Genomic DNA, 16,408 nt, shown 5'->3' on the forward strand with positions numbered 1-16,408 from the left:
TTGCAGGCTTACAGGTTGTTGTAGAGCCACTTGGGCATGTAGTACTTGCGGCGGTTGAACACGCTGCCGACCACTTTCGCGCCCGCTTGGGACAGGCGCTGACGGGCGGCCTGGGCCACTTCCCAGCGGGTGTCTTCACCGCGCACCACCAGCACCACGCCGTCCACCTGGGTGCTGAGCACCAGTGTGTCGCTGGCCGAATACACCGCGTCGGCGTCGATCACCACAAAGCGGTACTGCGCCGCCAGTTGCCTGAACAGCGGACGCAGACGCTCGGGGCTCAGGCGCTCGGCATTGCGGCCCAGACGACCGTGGGGCAACACGTCGAAGGGCAGGCTGGACGCCTGCACCACGCAGTCCTGCAACAGGGGCGGGGCGAGGCTGTTGAACAGCAGGTCGGTGAAGCCGCGCTCCTTGTGCAACGACAGTTGCTGGCTGAGGTTGCGCGGTGACTGGCTGGCATCCACCAGCAGGACGCGACCGTTGCTCATCTGTGCCAGCTGAGCGGCCAGTGCCATGGCGCTGGTGCTGGTGCCGGTGCCGGTGTTGGCGGACGTCAAGAGCAGGATCCGCAGGGAAGGGTCAAGCACGGTCGAGGTCAGGTTGGTCTCGCTCGGGCTGGCTATGGTCAGGATATTCGTTGAACCGTCCATTTAACTCGCTCCGTGGCCGCTGAAAACTTTGAAGGGGGTAAGCATCAGGATCTTCAAGTCCAGCCACAGGCTTTGTTCAGCGATATAGCTGAGGTCCAATTCCACGCGCTGGTCGAAGTCGATATTGCTGCGCCCGGAGATCTGCCACAGGCCGGTCATGCCGGGGTAGATGCTCAGGCGCACAAGATGGTTGTCCTTGTAGCGATAGGCGTTGAACGAGGTCGGCCGCGGGCCCACCAGGCGCATGTCGCCGGTCACCACATTGATCAGGTTCGGCAGTTCGTCGAGGCTGCTGCGGCGCAGGAACCGGCCGATGGGCGTGATACGCGGGTCGTTGTCGATCTTGAAATCGATGGCATCGGCGCCGTGTTTGTTGAGGTGGCGCAGCGACTCCTTGAGGGCTTCGGCGTCGGCGACCATGGTGCGGAACTTGTACATGCCGAACACCCGACCGCGATAACCGGTGCGTTTCTGCACGAACAGTACCGGGCCAGGGCTGGAAAACTTGACCAGCAGTGCCAGGCCCAGCAACAGCGGGCAGCACGCCAGCAGAATCGCCAGTGCGCCGAGGCAGGCCACCACTCGATTGGTCCGCGAGACCGTCCAGGGCCGGCCGCCGTCGCGACCGGTCAACCAACCACGGCCCTGGCGGTGGATGGCCGCGTCCAGGCGCCTGCGGTGGTCGGGATCGACACGCTTGTCGCGTCCGGGGGCGTTGATCGCAATGATTTGCTCATGTCGGGTCATAGACTCCTCCGCTGAGGTGGGGCCGCAAGCGGCGCGTGGGCAGGCAGTGGGTAATACTCGAGGAACCACTGGATGAAGCGGCCCAGACCGTCGTCCAGTTCGATGCCCGGCTGGAAGCCGGTGGCCCGTGCCAGGTCGCTGGCATCGGCGCAGGTGTTGAGCACATCGCCCGCTTGCAGGGGCAGCAGCTCGACGCGGGCGCTGCGTCCCAGGTGTTTTTCCAGCAGCGCGACATAGGTGCGCAGCGCCACCGGGTGCTGCCCGCCGATGTTGTAGATCCGCCAGGGCGCGCGGCTGGTGGCCGGACCCGGTTGCTCGTGATCCAGCAAGGGCGTGACCTGGGGCGTACGTTCGATCAGGCGAGCGATGCTTTCGACGATGTCGTCGATGTAGGTGAAATCCCGTTGGTGCTCTCCGTGGTTGAACAGCTGCAGCACGCGGTCTTCAACGATGGCGCGGGCAAACTGGATCGGCGACATGTCTGGCCGGCCCCAGGGGCCGTACACCGTAAAGAACCGCAGGCCGGTGCAGGGAATGCCGAACAGGTGGCTGTAGCTGTGGGCCATCAGTTCGTTGGCTTTTTTGCTGGCCGCGTACAGCGACAACGGATGATCGACGTTGTCCTGCACCGAATAAGGCGTGCGCGGGTTGGCGCCATATACCGAGCTTGAAGAGGCGTAGATCAGGTGCTTGACCGGATACCGGCGGCAGCTTTCCAGGATGCTCAGGAACCCAGTGATGTTGCTGTCGACGTAGGCCTGGGGGTTTTCCAGGGAGTAGCGCACGCCAGCCTGGGCCGCGAGGTGAATCACCACGTCCGGGCGCCGGGCCTGGAACAGTTCGTCGATGGCCGGCGCGTCGGCCAGGTCGAGCCGCGCCAAGGGGAAGGTGCCGACCTGGTCGTTCACCCAGGCCACGCGGTCATGCTTGAGCTGCGGGTCGTAGTAGTCGTTGAAATTGTCCAGCCCGCACACCCGATGACCGTCGCGCAGCAGCCGCAGCGCGACGTGGGCGCCGATGAAACCGGCTGCGCCGGTGACCAGGATGTTCACGCTTGCGGCCCTGGTGCTGGGGTGCCGGGCACGGTGTGGCGCAGCCCGATACCGCGGTACAACAGCCCGGCGGCGGCCAGGTGTTCGGGGTTGTACAGGTTGCGGCCATCGATGATCACCCGGGCGCGCAACTTGCTGGCCAGCAGGTCGAAATCCACCACGCGAAAGTTCTTCCACTCGGTGCAGATCACCAGGGCGTCGGCGTCTTCGAGGGTGTCATCGCGGGTCGCGCAGAGGTTCAGGTCCTTGCGATAGCCGTAGAGGCGACGGCATTCGGACATGGCTTCCGGGTCATAGGCCTGGACCCGGGCGCCTTCGCGCCACAGCGCTTCCATCAGGTAGCGGCTGGGGGCTTCGCGCATGTCATCGGTGTTGGGTTTGAACGCCAGGCCCCAGATGGCAATCGATTTGCCAGCCAGGCCATCCTGGAATTGCTTCGCCAGTTTCTCGAAGAGGATGTGCCGCTGGCTGTCGTTGACGTCGGTGACGCTGCGTAGCAGGCGCAGCGGCATGCCGCTTTGTTCGGCGGTGTGCAGCAGGGCTCGCAGGTCCTTGGGAAAGCACGAACCGCCGAAACCGCAGCCGGGGTAGATGAAGTGATAACCGATGCGCGGGTCCGAGCCGATGCCCTTGCGCACCGCCTCGATGTCGGCGCCCAGCCGCTCGGTGAGGTTGGCCAGCTCGTTCATGAAACTGATACGGGTGGCGAGCATGGCATTGGCGGCGTACTTGGTCAGTTCGGCGCTGCGGTTGTCCATGAACATCAGTTTTTCGTGGTTGCGGCAAAAGGGTGCGTAGAGCTCCGTCATCTGGTCGCGGGCTACCAGGTCCGCAGTGCCGACGATGATCCGGTCCGGCCGCATGCAATCGGCCAGGGCGCTGCCTTCCTTGAGAAATTCGGGGTTGGACACCACGCGCACGTTCAGCTGTTTCAGGCCGCGCCGGGCCAACGCCTGGCGGGCGCATTCGGCCACCTTGTCGGCGGTGCCCACCGGCACCGTGGACTTGATGACCAGGGTGCGGTCGCTGTCCATGAAGTCGGCAATCTGCCGGGTGACGGCCAGCACATGGCTCAGGTCGGCCGAGCCGTCTTCATCGGCGGGGGTGCCGACGGCGATGAAAATCAGCTCGCCGTGATTGACCGCGTCGCTGGCCTGGGAACTGAACGACAAGCGGCCGGCCTTGATGTTGTCTTCGAGCAGAGTGGACAGGCCCGGCTCGCTGATGGTCGGTACGGCCTGTTGCAGTTGCCGGATCTTGTTCGGGTCGATGTCGATGCACAAAACGCGGTGTCCGACATCGGCCATTGCGGCCGCCTGGATCAACCCGACATACCCCGTACCAAATACGCTCACGTCCATTTTTGGCGCGCCTCGCAGACCGAATGATGTAACTCGGATGAAACTGTCTAGAGGGGTATAGCGCAGCTTCAGAAAAGCGTGTCAGCAAAATGACAGTTGTCAGTGTTGGCAATTCAAGTGAAGTCGGGCCTTTTGATATCAAGTCATTGACTGGTCTAGCAAAGTGGCTGTTTTACTGGGTGTTGGAGGCATTTAACAAAACGATAAACGGTCGTTATCCATAGATTTTTATATTTTGTTACCTGTTTTCGTGTCGTTTTTGGGGCAACTTTTTTTTGACGCAGGGTTGGTGGGTGGTGTTTCTTGCGCTTTGAAAATCGGCTGCTAACGTGCAGGAACGAAGCACTTTCGATACTGCGTTCCGGTCGAGGAAAACATGGCCCGCTACCTCAAGGAGTTGCTGCTGTTTTTGTACCTGCTCAAGGGGTACGCCTATTACCTCGACCGTCTCGATGCGTTGGGCCTGAGCTTGGCAACCTTGCTGTTCGGCGCCATGTTCGAGCTGTTGGTGGTGGCGCTGTGGATGAGCGCCTACATACGCCAGACGTTGGTGAGGCATGTGTTTGCCTTGGCGTTGTTTGTTTCAGCGGTTTTTTTCGAGGTGTACACCCAGGTCACGGACAGTTACCTCACCTACAGCCAGTTCGTCTCGCTGGTGTACTCGGGAGGGTTCATCCAGGAAGCGGCCTATCAGTATCGCGAGGTGATCATCAAGGCGGTGATCGGCGGCTTGTTGCTGTTGTTCGGCATCGCCCTCAAACCTCGGCGGGCACTGCGAGTGCCCGGTTATCTGCCGGTGCTCGCGCCCGTGCTGGGCGTGGTGTTGCTCAGTGGCGTGCTGTTCGTGCGGGCGGGCGAAGGCGCGCGTGGCCTGCCGGTGATGTACACGCCGTTGGCCTATTTGAATCTCTTTGCCTACGAGTCCTTGCACAACACCATCGGCCCCCGGGAACCGGTCGCCCTGGCGCGGCGATCGTCTTTGATCGAGCAGGACATCGTGCTGATCATCGATGAAAGCGTTGGCGGCAATTACCTGGATATCAACACGCCGTTTGGCGTGCACAGCGGCCTGAAGACCCCGCCCGAGGGCGTGGACATTTTCAATTTCGGCTACGCGGCATCCATCGCCAATTGCAGCGCCGACACCAATGTCACCTTGCGTTACGGTGGTACACGCGCCGACTACGTGCGCATCAACAGCACCCGGCCGTCGATCTGGCAGTACGCCAAGCAGGCCGGCTTGCGCACCGTCTACATCGACGCCCAGCGCACCGGCGGCAACCTGCAGAACCTGATGACCGACCTGGAAAAACAGGACATCGACGAATTCGTCCAATTCGACCAGGCCAGCGTGCGCGACCGCGACATGGCGGCGGCGGCGAAATTGATCGAGCTGTTGGGCGACCACCAGGCCGAACTGGTGGTGATCAACAAGGTGGGGGCGCATTTTCCAGTGCACGACAAATACCCCGACGACTTCATGAACTACCGCCCGGCCTTGCCGCGCGGGCGGTTCCAGGAAGTGGCCGACACCGCCAGGCGCGACGGTTTCAATGGCCAGCAAGATGATTGGCTGCTGTACCGCAACGCCTACCAGAACACCTTGTTGTGGAATGTCGGCGAGTTCTTCAAGCGAATCTTCCAACAGGCCGATTTGAGCCGTGCGGTGTTGATCTACACCTCCGACCACGGCCAGGACCTGCACGAGCGCGGCAACCCCGGGCTCAATACTCATTGCGGTGGCGACCCGGTGCCCGAAGAAGGATTGGTGCCGTTGGTGGTGATCCAGGGCAGCTCATTGCACAGCCTCGATTGGCGCGACGCCTGGGCTCGGAACAAGGATCGCTCCAGCCACTACAACATCTTTCCGACGCTGTTGCAGTTGATGGGCTATGACCCGGTAGGGGTTGAGTCGGTCTATGGAAAATCCCTGAGTCAGCCGACCGATGACGACTTCACCTTCAACTATCGCTTCAATGCGCGGTTGGGGGCGAAACCGGCGTGGAAGCATATTGACTTGGACCATATCGTGACGCCGCAGCCTGGCCAGGTTGAAATGGCGGTGGGGCAGCATTGACTGGAGGCCCCTATGCGCTGGGCTTTTGTGAGAGCGAGCTTGCTCGCGATGGCGGCCTCACAGTCGACATCGTGTACCTATCCATTGCTGCGGTAACGGCCACTTAGGGTTTCGCCCTTACGGCCATCCCTTTCAAGGTCTTTTCGTTTTGGCGGCCTTGATTACCCGGTCCGTTGAAACATGTGCATGCACCGCAGTGCCTTGCACCCATGTTTTGGGTTTAGGCACCTTGGGGCCCCGGGGATTTTTCGCAACTTGTTTTGGTTGGATGTTTCTGGCCAGTTCCAACAAGCGCTGGGCCAGTTTTTCCAGAGGTATGACGGGAAAACATTCCGAGGGCAGCGCAATTTGCAGGCCTTCATAACCACTCCGGACCTGAACCGCCAAGTGATAGGTTGAGGCTTCCCAGCCGTCAGGCTGGGAAGCCTGATGGGCTTGCTCGACGCTTCGTTTGAGTACGGCCAGGACGTTGTAGGCCAACACCGCAGTAGCGAACCCGAGCAATGCAGCCTTTGGGCTACCAAGGGTTTCGATTTCACTTTCCAGGATTGTTTCCAGTCGCTGGAACATGCCTTCAATGCTCCAGCGGCGGCGATAGAGTTCCGCGATCTGCTGCGCGCTGATGCTTTCAGGCAGGTTGCTCCAGAACATCAAGCTGCTGTCACCCGAGTCTGTTGGCGAATGAAGCGTCAGTTCGACACGCCGACACTGATAACCGCCTCTGACCTGAATGATCTGCTCACGCACAGTGCCCGCGTCCACAGGCACGGGTTCTTGCCAATGCCCCTCTTGAATCAAGCGTGGATGCTTGGCTTGTTGACGAATGACAAAGGAGGTTTTGACCTGTTCGCAAGCCTCCATGACCGGGAGCGTGCAATAGAGTCGATCAGCCAGCCACACCTGGCCCGGCTCGGCATCGGCCAAGAGAGGCAGCACGCAAACACGCTCGCTTGCGTAGGCATCTTCACATGCCTGCAGGTCGATGACTTGATCCAGGTCGGGGTCGTAGACAACCACCGAAAACCCGGGCCGAGCGGCGCCGCGCTCGTGGCGTAAAGCCCCCAGTCGTTTCTCAGTGGATGCCAAGTGATTACCGTCCACCACCCGAACCTGCCAATCCGGCAGCATCGCCGTGCAACCCAACTCCTTGATGGTTGGAGCCAGGCGCTGCGCACAGCCCGTGACCAGGGCGCGCAACAGAGCGGGCTCGGTACGACTGATCTTGTCGTAGAGGGCCGCCAGGCTGACAGGAAGATCTTCCAGTTGCCGCGCCGCGGCGTGCAGGGATGGCTTCAAACCCAATGAAACAAGGGACATCAGCTTGATGATGGTCGAGAACAGTAGCTCACGAGAATACTGCCGTTGCCGATGTTCTTCGAAGACCTGATCGACCCACTCAGGGGCAATAGCGTGCTCCAGCGCCAATTTGGCCATAACGCTGGCAGGTGCTTTTTTCTCGAAACGCGCTAGAACATCGGCCCACATCGTTCTGGTATCCCTGATAGAAACTTCAGGGGATTTTACCTAAGACCTTGAAAGGGATGGCCCTTACGGCGATTCACTTTTTTTCAAACGCCAAGAAAGGTAAGCAAAAAAGGCTTTCCATGGCCCAGCGCGGCTATCCAGGTATCCATGCCGGGATGCCCACTGCGCAATGCCTGCGTTCGGCCAGCGTGGTTAACGGGGCGTCGAGATCAAATCAGAGCAAGAGCAAGAGCAAGAGCAAGAGCGGGACACATGCCAGTCTATGTGGCTGAGCCACCGCAATCGCGAGCAAGCTCGCTCCCACATTGGATCTTCAGAGGCCACAAGTTTTATCTACACCGCAGCCCCTTGTGGGAGCGAGCCTGCTCGCGAAGAGGCCAGCACATCCAACATCTTCATCGACTGTGACACCGCCATCGCGAGCAGGCTCGCTCCCACATTGGATATTCAGCAGACACAAAATCCATGTGCATCCCGCCCCCCTGTGGGAGCGAGCTTGCTCGCGATGAGGCCGGCCCATCCAACATCACCGCAAACTGACACACCGCTTTCGCGAGCAAGCCCGCTCCCACAGGAGAAATACGGTCTCACCAAGAACCAGGTCGGCTATCAGGCCGCCTCGCGGTGGACGTTGATCTCGGACTCCCCGTTAACCACGCTGGCTGAACGAAGGTATTGTGGAGTGGGCACCTCGGCATGGATGCCGAGGTAGCCGCGCTGGGCCATGGATGGCCCTTCGCGGTGGCCCACGGAGCAATGCCTTCGTTCAGGCATGCCGAGCCTAGGCGAGGCACCGAGTGGTGGGGCAAAAGCGGTTTGCTTACTTTTGACTGGGCCGGCTTCCGGGCTCTTCAAAAGTGAGCCGCTGTAAGAGCGGAACCGCCAGCAGCCGTTACCGCAGAAACGGATATACCCCCCACCCGACGAACAAATACCAAGGCTCTCTAGCACCTACCTCGTCGCAGCAATCGGCTCGGACTGGGCAGGGTCATGCAACAGCGAAAAACCCCGATCACGCAACGCACGACCAATGAAGCGCGACCCGATGTCATTCAAGTGCGCGTCATCGCGATACAGCAATTGCCCATCAATGATCGGACTGCACAACCCTGCCGGGCAGATCACCTGATTGGGGTCGATAAAGCGCACCTGGGGCAGCCTGGCGCGTATGCCGTCCCAATAAGACGCCGTAATGTCCAGAGGGGTCGAGCAGGGGCGCTGGGTGGCGAACATCAAGCGACGCACCGGGCAGGTGGCGGCTTTGTCGATGTTCTGGTTGCTGAGGATCACGATGACCTGGCCGCTGTTCTGCGCCACGCGCTTGATGCTCGCTTCGACCGCGTCCCCGGCCGCTGCATCCCTCGGCCAAGCCCCGGCCAGCACGACATAAGGGTAGTGATTGCGCTCGATCAGCCCGAGCACCCGTTTATTGCGCTCAACACAATGACTGACATACACCGACGAAAGCCCGGCGGTGTAGTCGAAGATCGGCGGGCAACCGTCCAGGGTGTAGTCCATCAACCCGATGCCATTGGGTTCGGCGAGGATGTCGACCATGCCGGTGAAATGATTGGCGAACGAGTCACCCACCATGATCCCGTCGAGTTGCGGCTTGCGAACCCCAAGCCGGCAGTCCGGGTTGGGATCGGCGCTGTACCGGGCATTGGGCATGTGGCAGTCGCTGCGAAGTTTGTTCGGCTCGGCCAGGGTCATTGCTTCGAGCGTCGCCACTTCCGGTGCAAAGCGCTGGGCGAACCCGCCTGATTGCAGGCTGATCACCGCCAGCACGGCGAGCCCGAGGGCCGGTAGGGTGAATCGCCGCAGGAGCACGCGGGAAAACGGCAACTGCGTCCCGGTCCGTCGAAAAGGGACCTCAATGTAACGCCAGGACCACCAGGACAGCGCGAGCGCCGCCGCCACCAGCGCTGCTCCCACGGCAGGCGTAATGGCGATGTCCAAGTAATTCAGGTAAGCGATCAGCGGCCAGTGCCAAAGATAAAGCGAATACGAAATCAGACCGATGAACACCATGGGTCGGTTGGTCAGCAAGCGCCAGCGGACCTCGCCACTACCGGCCAGAATCAGCAGCGCCGCGCCCAGGCAGGGGATCAAGGCGTTGTGGCCGGGGAAGGGCGCCGCCGGGCTCAGGGCAAATATGGCAAAACCAGTTAGCCCGGCTCCCGTCAGCCCATACACTTGGGCCATTCTGCGGCCGAGCCTGTGGGGTTGATAAAGATAAATGCCCAGCGCACCGCCCAGCATCAATTCGAAAAACCGCGTGGGCAGCAAGTAGTACGAGGCCGTGGCGAAGACGTTTGTGGCGTACTCCGAAAATCCCACCGTCGCGACAATACCGGCCCCCAACACAGGCAGCAGGTAGCGTGGCAGCAGGCGATAAAGCGCCAGGATCAGCAGCGGCCAGATCACGTAGAACTGTTCTTCGATACCCAGTGACCAGGTATGCAGCAACGGGGCTTCGCTGGCGTCCGCTGCGAAGTAGTTACCGTACTTCACCCAAATGTAGAGGTTCGAGACACCCAGCAACGAGAACAGCGCACTGATGTTGAGTCGGATCAGGTCGGCGGGGGAAAGAATGAAGGCCCCGGCGATCACGCTCGCCAGTAATACCGTGGTCAGTGCCGGCACGATGCGGTTGATGCGTCGCTGATAAAAACGCTTGAGTGAGAAGGTGTTCTGCCTGATCTCGGCAAATACCTGGGAAGTGATGAGAAAACCCGAAATGACAAAGAAAATGTCGACCCCCACGAATCCACCTGGCAGCAGGCCGGGGTTGAGGTGATGGATGAACACGGCGATGACCGCAATGGCGCGAAGTCCGTCGATATCGAGGCGATATTGGGCGTGATGCATGGCGGCCGTCGTCCTTTGGTAAGAAGCGATCCAAGTTCGTCATGTTTATGACGATTGCGCCGACAGCCTGAAACGGCGTTTATGAGTTATTGATTAATAGATGAAAATCTACGCCTGGCAAGGAATGTTGGATCCAGTTTTGCTGCCAAGTGACAGGCGGTAGGGACGATCGCACAGGATCATCCCAGGTGGGGCCGTCCCTCAACTCCGCTATCCTGAGCCTCACGTTCATTCATCGAGCCTTTTCATGCTTGAAGTCCGCGCTGTCTTTAAAAGCTACCCCACGCCCCAAGGCCCGTTACCGGTGCTGCAGGGCGTCGACCTGACCCTGATGCCCGGCAGTAGCCTGGCGCTGATGGGAGAGTCGGGCAGCGGCAAGAGCACCTTGCTGCACCTGGTCGCCGGGCTGGACAAGGTCGATCGCGGCAGCATCCGCAGTGGCGAATATCGGCTCGACGGCATGAGCGAAAGCCAGTTGGCGAACTGGCGACGCACGGAAATCGGCCTGGTGTTCCAGCAGTTCAACCTCATCAGCAGCTTGTCGGTGGAGGACAACCTGGCGTTTCAGGCGCGCTTGTGCGGCCGCTATGACGGGGCCTGGCAAGCCCATCTGGTGCAGCGGCTCGGGCTTGCAGCGCTGTTGCGGCGTTATCCCGAGCAGCTTTCCGGCGGACAGCAGCAACGGGTGGCGCTGGGACGGGCGCTGGCTTCGCGGCCGCCCTTGTTGCTGGCCGACGAACCCACCGGCAGCCTCGACGAAGCCACCAGCGACGAAGTGCTGCAACTGTTGCTGGAATTGCTGGAGGGCAGCCCCACCAGCCTGCTGATGGTGACCCACAGTCCACGGGTGGCGGCGCGCCTGGCCCAGCGCGTGGTGTTGCACGGCGGACGGTTGGCGCAGGTGGCCCAGGGGTGATGATCTTTCGCCAGACCCTCAAGGCCCTGCTCAGCCATTGGCGCCAGCACCCGGTGCAATTCTTCAGCGTGCTGACCGGTCTCTGGCTCGCCACCAGCCTGCTCACTGGCGTGCAAGCGCTGAACAGTCAGGCCCGGGACAGCTACGCTCGGGCCAGCCAACTGATCGGCGGCGAACCCCAGGCCAGCCTCAATGCACCCGGTGGCGGCACCTTTGCTCAACAATGGTTTGTCGATTTGCGGCGCCAGGGTTGGCCGGTGTCGCCGGTGTTGCAGGCTCGGGTGCTGCTCGAGGGGCACGAGGATCAGCGCCTGCAACTGATGGGCATCGATCCGGTGTCGCTGCCGCCTGGCGCGGCACTGGCGGGGCAGGCGCGGGAGATGAGTGAGGTGGTGGAGTTCTTTACCGACCCCGGTCGCACCTGGATCGCCCCGCAGACCTTGCAGGCCCTGGGGCTGGGCGAGGGCGATCGGCCTCGTACGGTCGATGGACGAGCCCTGCCGCCGCTGCATGTCCAGGTGGACATGGCGCCCGGCGTGCTGTTGATGGACATCGGTTTTGCCCAAGCGGTACTCGGGTTGCCGGACCAGCTGTCGCGGCTGCTGTTGCCCGCTACGTTCAACGCCGCGTTGCCGGAGGCCTTCAGCGATCGGCTGCAATACAAACACGCCGATGAAGAAAACAACCTGTCGCGCCTGACCGAAAGTTTTCACCTGAACCTCGATGCCTTGGGGTTTTTATCGTTCGTGGTGGGGCTGTTCATCGTTCATGCCGCCATCGGCCTGGCCCTCGAACAGCGCCGCAGCCTGCTGCGAACCCTGCGGGCCTGTGGCGTCAGTGCGCGGGTGCTGGTCACCAGTCTGGCCATCGAATTGGGTGCGCTGGCCTTGCTGGGTGGGATCGCCGGGGTGCTCAGCGGCTACTGGCTGGCGGGCCTGTTGTTGCCCGATGTCGCGGCGAGCCTGCGGGGTTTGTACGGCGCCGAAGTGGCCGGGCACTTGAACCTCAGCCCGGGGTGGTGGCTCAGCGGTGTAGGGCTGAGCCTGCTCGGCGCGCTGCTGGCCGGCGCCGACAGCCTGGTGCGGGCGGCGCGCCTGCCCTTGCTGGCGCTGGCCAATCCCCAGGCCTGGCATCAGGCCCATGGGCGCTGGTTGCGACGCCAGGGTTGGGTGGCGACAGGCGCGGCATTGATTGCCGTCTCGGCGTTGGTCTGGGGCGACAGCCTGGCCAGCGGTTTTGTCCTGATGACCGCCTTGTTGCTAGGCGCGGCGCTGGCCTTGCCGGTGTTGCTCAACAGTGCGCTGAACCAGCTGCTGCGCCGCAACCGCTCGGTGCTCGGGCAATGGTTTCTCGCCGATTGCCGTCAGCAGTTGCCGACGCTGAGCCTGGCGCTGATGGCTTTGCTGTTGGCATTGGCGGCGAACATCGGCGCCGGCAGCATGACCGCCGGTTTTCGCCAGACGTTCAGCAACTGGCTCGAACAACGGTTGAGCGCCGAGTTGTACATCAACCCGCAAACCCCGGCGCAGGCGGAACAACTGCATACCTGGCTCACGCAGCAACCGGCGATCACGGCCGTCGTACCCCTCTGGCAAGTCTCGATCCCGTTGCAGGGCTGGCCGACGGACATCCATGGCATCATCGATCACCCTCACTATCGCCAGCATTGGCCGCTGCTGGAATCGTCCGGCGACACGCCGTGGGAGCAACTGGCCGGTGCCGACACCCTCATGCTCAGCGAACAACTGGCCCGGCGCCTCAAGGTGAGGATCGGCGACCAGTTGACCCTGCCGACACCACAGGGCCCCTGGGCACTGCGCATCGTCGGTATCTACGCCGACTACGGCAATCCCAAGGGCCATGTGCTGATCAACGCCGATCACTTGCTGGCGCACTGGCCGCAGCTGACGCCGAACCGTTTCAACCTGCGCATCGAACCGCCGGCGATCCCTGCGCTGCTGACCGCGTTGCAGGCCCGGTTCAACCTGGATGACAGCCGCATCGTCGACCAGGCCCGGCTCAAGGGCTGGTCGACCCAGGTGTTCGAGCGCACCTTCGCCGCCACTGCGGCCCTTAACAGCCTGACCCTGGCGGTGGCTGGGGTGGCGCTGTTCATCAGCCTGCTGACCCAAAGCCAGAGTCGCCTCGGCCAGTTGGCACCGCTGTGGGCGCTGGGGGTGACGCGCCGGCAATTGATGTTACTCAACCTCGGCCAAACCTGGCTGCTGGCGCTGTTGACCCTGATCCTGGCCTTGCCGCTGGGTATTGCCCTGGCCTGGTGCCTGGACGCGGTGATCAATGTGCAGGCCTTCGGCTGGCGCCTGCCGCTGCGAGTGTTCCCGCTGCAATTGGTGCAGTTGTTGGCCCTGGCGATGCTTGCCACGCTACTGGCTTCGGCCTGGCCGCTGTATGCGTTGTACCGCACGCAGCCGGCGGATTTGCTGAGGACCTTTGCCCATGAAGATTAAAATCGGCGTGTTGCTGCTGGCGTTGCTCAGCGGTTGTGATGACTCAGCGCTGCCACAAAAGGGTTTTGCCGACCTCGGCGACCAGGCTGTCGCGTTCACGCCGGTCGTGCCTGGGCGGGTGTTCAGTTTCCCGGCCGATCACGGCATTCATGACGGTTTTCGTATCGAGTGGTGGTACGTCACCGCCAACCTCAAGGACGCCCAAGGCCGGGAATTCGGCGTGCAATGGACGTTGTTTCGCAGCGCTTTGAACGCCGCGCCCCAGGCCAGCGGCTGGGGCAACCAGACGATCTGGCTCGGCCACGCGGCGATCACGTCCGCCACCGTGCACCATGCCGCCGAACGTTATGCCCGAGGCGGGGTGGGGCAGGCCGGGGTGCGGGCGGAGCCCTTCGAGGCCTGGATCGACGATTGGCAATTCACCCGCCAGGCTTCAGCGGCCGAGCCATTGGCGGACATGCAATTGAAGGCTCGGGACAGACGCTTCAGCTATGCCTTGCGGCTGACGTCGAGCCGTCCGCTGGTGTTGCAGGGCGATCAAGGTTTCAGCCAGAAGTCCGAACAGGGGCAGGCGTCGTACTACTACAGCCAGCCGTTTTTCCAAGCCAGCGGTGAATTGGAAATCGACGGTCAACGCTACACGGTCAGCGGTCCGGCCTGGCTCGACCGCGAATGGAGCAGCCAGCCCCTGACCGCCAACCAGACCGGCTGGGACTGGTTCTCCCTGCACCTGGACAACGGCGAGCACGTGATGCTCTATCGCATGCGCCACAAGGACGGCGCGCCTTACTTAACGGGCACCTGGATCGACGCCCAGGGCCAGGCGCAAACCCTGCAGGCCGGGGAGATCAGCCTCGTGCCGTTGGACACCACCCCAGTCGCCGGACGCTCGATGCCGGTACGTTGGGCCATCAAGATTCCCGGCAAGCAACTCGACGTTACCCTCCAGGCACTCAATCCCAACGCCTGGATGGACCTGCGCATTCCCTATTGGGAAGGCCCGGTGCAACTGCGTGGCAACCAGGGCGGCACGGGCTACCTGGAAATGACCGGCTACTGAGAATCACCGGAACTCCCCGCGAATGTCGACCCTCATAACTGATGAATGTCTCGCAGGAGCCCGCCATGAGCGATGACCTCAAACCGCTGGCCGACTGGCAGCAGTTGTTCGACGACAAGGCCTATTGGCAGCAGTCCCCCGATGCCCACTTTACCGAGCTGATGCGGGTGGCCAATGACCTGTTCGGCCGGGGCGCCATCGATCTGGCGCGTTGGCAGGATTTGAAGAACCAGGCCGAGCAACTGCACCAGCGCTCTCCGGATGCCAATGTCGCTGAAGAAGTCGCCGACCCCGATGCCTGAATCCCCAGAGATCCAAGGAGTTCGCCATGAAACACAGCCCCGATCAACCGTCGCAGAACCCGGACGAGCCCGCGTTGCCTGGTGAAGTGGAGCGCGACAACGATGCCTTGCGCCCCAATGATCCGGCCAAGCGCAAACAGCAACAGGGTGACCCTGAAGCGGGGGACACCGATGCGCAAAAAACCGGACGGCGTGGCTGAAGTGCGTCACGCCGACTGGTATTAAAAAGAGTTTTTTAATGACTGTTTAATTTGTCTACATGGATAACTTCTTTGTATTTGTCCATGTTTTGTATAACTGTTTGTACAGCGAGAGCGTAAGAGTTGTCATCCACCTACTGTGGCGAGGAAGCATGCTCGCGCTGGGATGTGAAGCAGCCCCCAAAAGCGGTCGCTGCTCGCCTGGGCGGGACCAAGCTCCCTCGCCACAGGTCCGGAATCTGGTCCACAAATGTAACTGTACGAACACGTGAGTCATGATCAGTCGCCGGCAGTTACAACAAACATAAACAATTATTTAAACAGTCTCGCGGACATATTCTGAAAGTTCCATTATTATTGTCCCCGTTCGCCCAGTGTCAGGCTCTTTACCAGTGCATGGATTGCCGAGGCCGTCGCACTGGGCGAACACCGTCCTGAATCAATAACTATCAATTATTTGAGTGCACATTGCCCACAGTGTTGGCCGATGCGTGAACGGCTGCCTCCGATTTCAACCGGCGGCCGGTACACGCCAGTCATCGGAACCCGAGGTGCCGCTGACTTCGTGGGTCCAGGTGATCTTGCGATACGTGAAGTGCACGTCTTCCAGATGGGTGAAGTGGGTGTTCTCCGGGTCCTGGCAGTTGGGCATGTAGTCCTTGATATCGACGATGATCGCGTCCTCCAACGCGGTGGTGTAGTAGTGCTCCTGAGTGCCGGCGGCCGAAGTGCGGTACCACTGGATCTTGACTTCGGTCAGGCGTTCGCCGCTCGTCAGGGCGGCCAGCAGCAGTGGCGAAGCCTTGTCGAATACCTTGGTGATGATCAGGGGTTTGTGTATGCGCTGGCCGGTGGGCTGACCGGACTGAGGATCGCGAGGGATGGTCACCTGGTGCTCGAAAGCCTGCACCATGACCTGGTCTTCATGACCCTCTTGGTAGGTGTTGCCCACTGAGTCGGCGGTAAACGCACCGGCAGTGATCAGACCTTGTTTGGTGCCTGTAACGGACATGTATGCGGGGGTAGCCAAGGAATGCTCTCCTTCCTGGATAACGATAGGGCCTGGGACGGGAATCGCCCCGAGGTGGCCTGACGGTTATCAAGTGTTATGCCATCTTCAAAAAAACTATAAATATCAATAAGTTGATTTGAGATGGGGCGGCTATCCCCGCCAGGCAGGCAACAAAACGCACAAACGCTTGCCCGACAGATTGCA

General features: G+C 61.3%; 13 protein-coding genes. 6 read left to right on the forward strand and 7 right to left on the reverse strand.

The annotated features are described in order from the left end of the window. Positions 1-8: 8 nt before the first annotated feature. The 4 genes from AC515T_RS10475 to AC515T_RS10490 are packed head-to-tail and all read right to left on the reverse strand — an operon-like array spanning position 9 to position 3,813. Positions 9-653 carry a CpsD/CapB family tyrosine-protein kinase gene (locus tag AC515T_RS10475; protein ID WP_063320360.1) on the reverse strand — a complete coding sequence of 215 codons (645 nt, stop codon included), beginning with the start codon at positions 651-653 and terminating at the stop codon, positions 9-11. Beyond that, entirely contained in the window at positions 654-1,400 is a 747-nt protein-coding gene (locus AC515T_RS10480) for a sugar transferase (protein WP_496532411.1), read from the reverse strand. It lies immediately after the preceding gene. Then, entirely contained in the window at positions 1,397-2,452 is a 1,056-nt protein-coding gene (locus AC515T_RS10485) for an NAD-dependent epimerase (RefSeq protein WP_496532412.1), read from the reverse strand. The genes AC515T_RS10480 and AC515T_RS10485 overlap by 4 nt, the downstream gene beginning before the upstream one ends. After that, entirely contained in the window at positions 2,449-3,813 is a 1,365-nt protein-coding gene (locus AC515T_RS10490; protein WP_496532413.1) for a UDP-glucose dehydrogenase family protein, read from the reverse strand. Before AC515T_RS10490 ends, AC515T_RS10485 begins: the two co-directional genes overlap by 4 nt. Before the next feature lie 376 nt (positions 3,814-4,189). Between AC515T_RS10490 and AC515T_RS10495 the strand changes: the two genes are divergently transcribed. Then, complete coding sequence (locus AC515T_RS10495; RefSeq protein WP_496532414.1) at positions 4,190-5,890, forward strand: sulfatase-like hydrolase/transferase; 1,701 nt, start codon at positions 4,190-4,192, stop codon at positions 5,888-5,890. Between the two features lie 132 nt (positions 5,891-6,022). On the opposite strand, the gene AC515T_RS10500 is transcribed toward AC515T_RS10495, so the two are convergent. Continuing rightward, the gene (locus AC515T_RS10500) at positions 6,023-7,324 is read right to left on the reverse strand and encodes an IS4 family transposase (protein ID WP_496531333.1); all 1,302 of its coding nucleotides are present in this window, start codon (positions 7,322-7,324) and stop codon (positions 6,023-6,025) included. A gap of 1,002 nt (positions 7,325-8,326) precedes the next feature. After that, positions 8,327-10,246, reverse strand: a complete 1,920-nt coding sequence (locus AC515T_RS10505) for an acyltransferase family protein (RefSeq protein ID WP_496532415.1) — start codon at positions 10,244-10,246, stop codon at positions 8,327-8,329. Positions 10,247-10,493: 247 nt separating this feature from the next. On the opposite strand from AC515T_RS10505, the gene AC515T_RS10510 reads away from it, so the two are divergent. The 5 genes from AC515T_RS10510 (at position 10,494) to AC515T_RS10530 (ending at position 15,192) form a co-directional block, all read left to right on the forward strand. Continuing rightward, positions 10,494-11,162 carry an ABC transporter ATP-binding protein gene (locus tag AC515T_RS10510; protein ID WP_496532416.1) on the forward strand — a complete coding sequence of 223 codons (669 nt, stop codon included), beginning with the start codon at positions 10,494-10,496 and terminating at the stop codon, positions 11,160-11,162. Continuing rightward, positions 11,159-13,630 (forward strand): ABC transporter permease, encoded by a 2,472-nt coding sequence (locus AC515T_RS10515; protein WP_496532417.1) that lies wholly within the window; start codon positions 11,159-11,161, stop codon positions 13,628-13,630. The genes AC515T_RS10510 and AC515T_RS10515 overlap by 4 nt, the downstream gene beginning before the upstream one ends. Continuing rightward, a complete protein-coding gene (locus AC515T_RS10520; RefSeq protein ID WP_496532418.1) occupies positions 13,620-14,690 on the forward strand; it encodes a lipocalin-like domain-containing protein in 1,071 nt (356 codons plus the stop codon). Before AC515T_RS10515 ends, AC515T_RS10520 begins: the two co-directional genes overlap by 11 nt. A gap of 65 nt (positions 14,691-14,755) precedes the next feature. Then, the gene (locus AC515T_RS10525; RefSeq protein ID WP_496532419.1) at positions 14,756-14,992 is read left to right on the forward strand and encodes a hypothetical protein; all 237 of its coding nucleotides are present in this window, start codon (positions 14,756-14,758) and stop codon (positions 14,990-14,992) included. A gap of 26 nt (positions 14,993-15,018) precedes the next feature. Then, on the forward strand, positions 15,019-15,192 hold the full coding sequence (locus AC515T_RS10530) for a hypothetical protein (RefSeq protein WP_163006834.1): 174 nt from the start codon (positions 15,019-15,021) through the stop codon (positions 15,190-15,192). 511 nt (positions 15,193-15,703) lie between these two features. On the opposite strand, the gene AC515T_RS10535 is transcribed toward AC515T_RS10530, so the two are convergent. After that, entirely contained in the window at positions 15,704-16,222 is a 519-nt protein-coding gene (locus tag AC515T_RS10535) for an Hcp family type VI secretion system effector (protein ID WP_496532420.1), read from the reverse strand. Positions 16,223-16,408: the final 186 nt, after the last annotated feature.

It is taken from the genome of Pseudomonas sp. FSO-7, assembly GCF_059579345.1.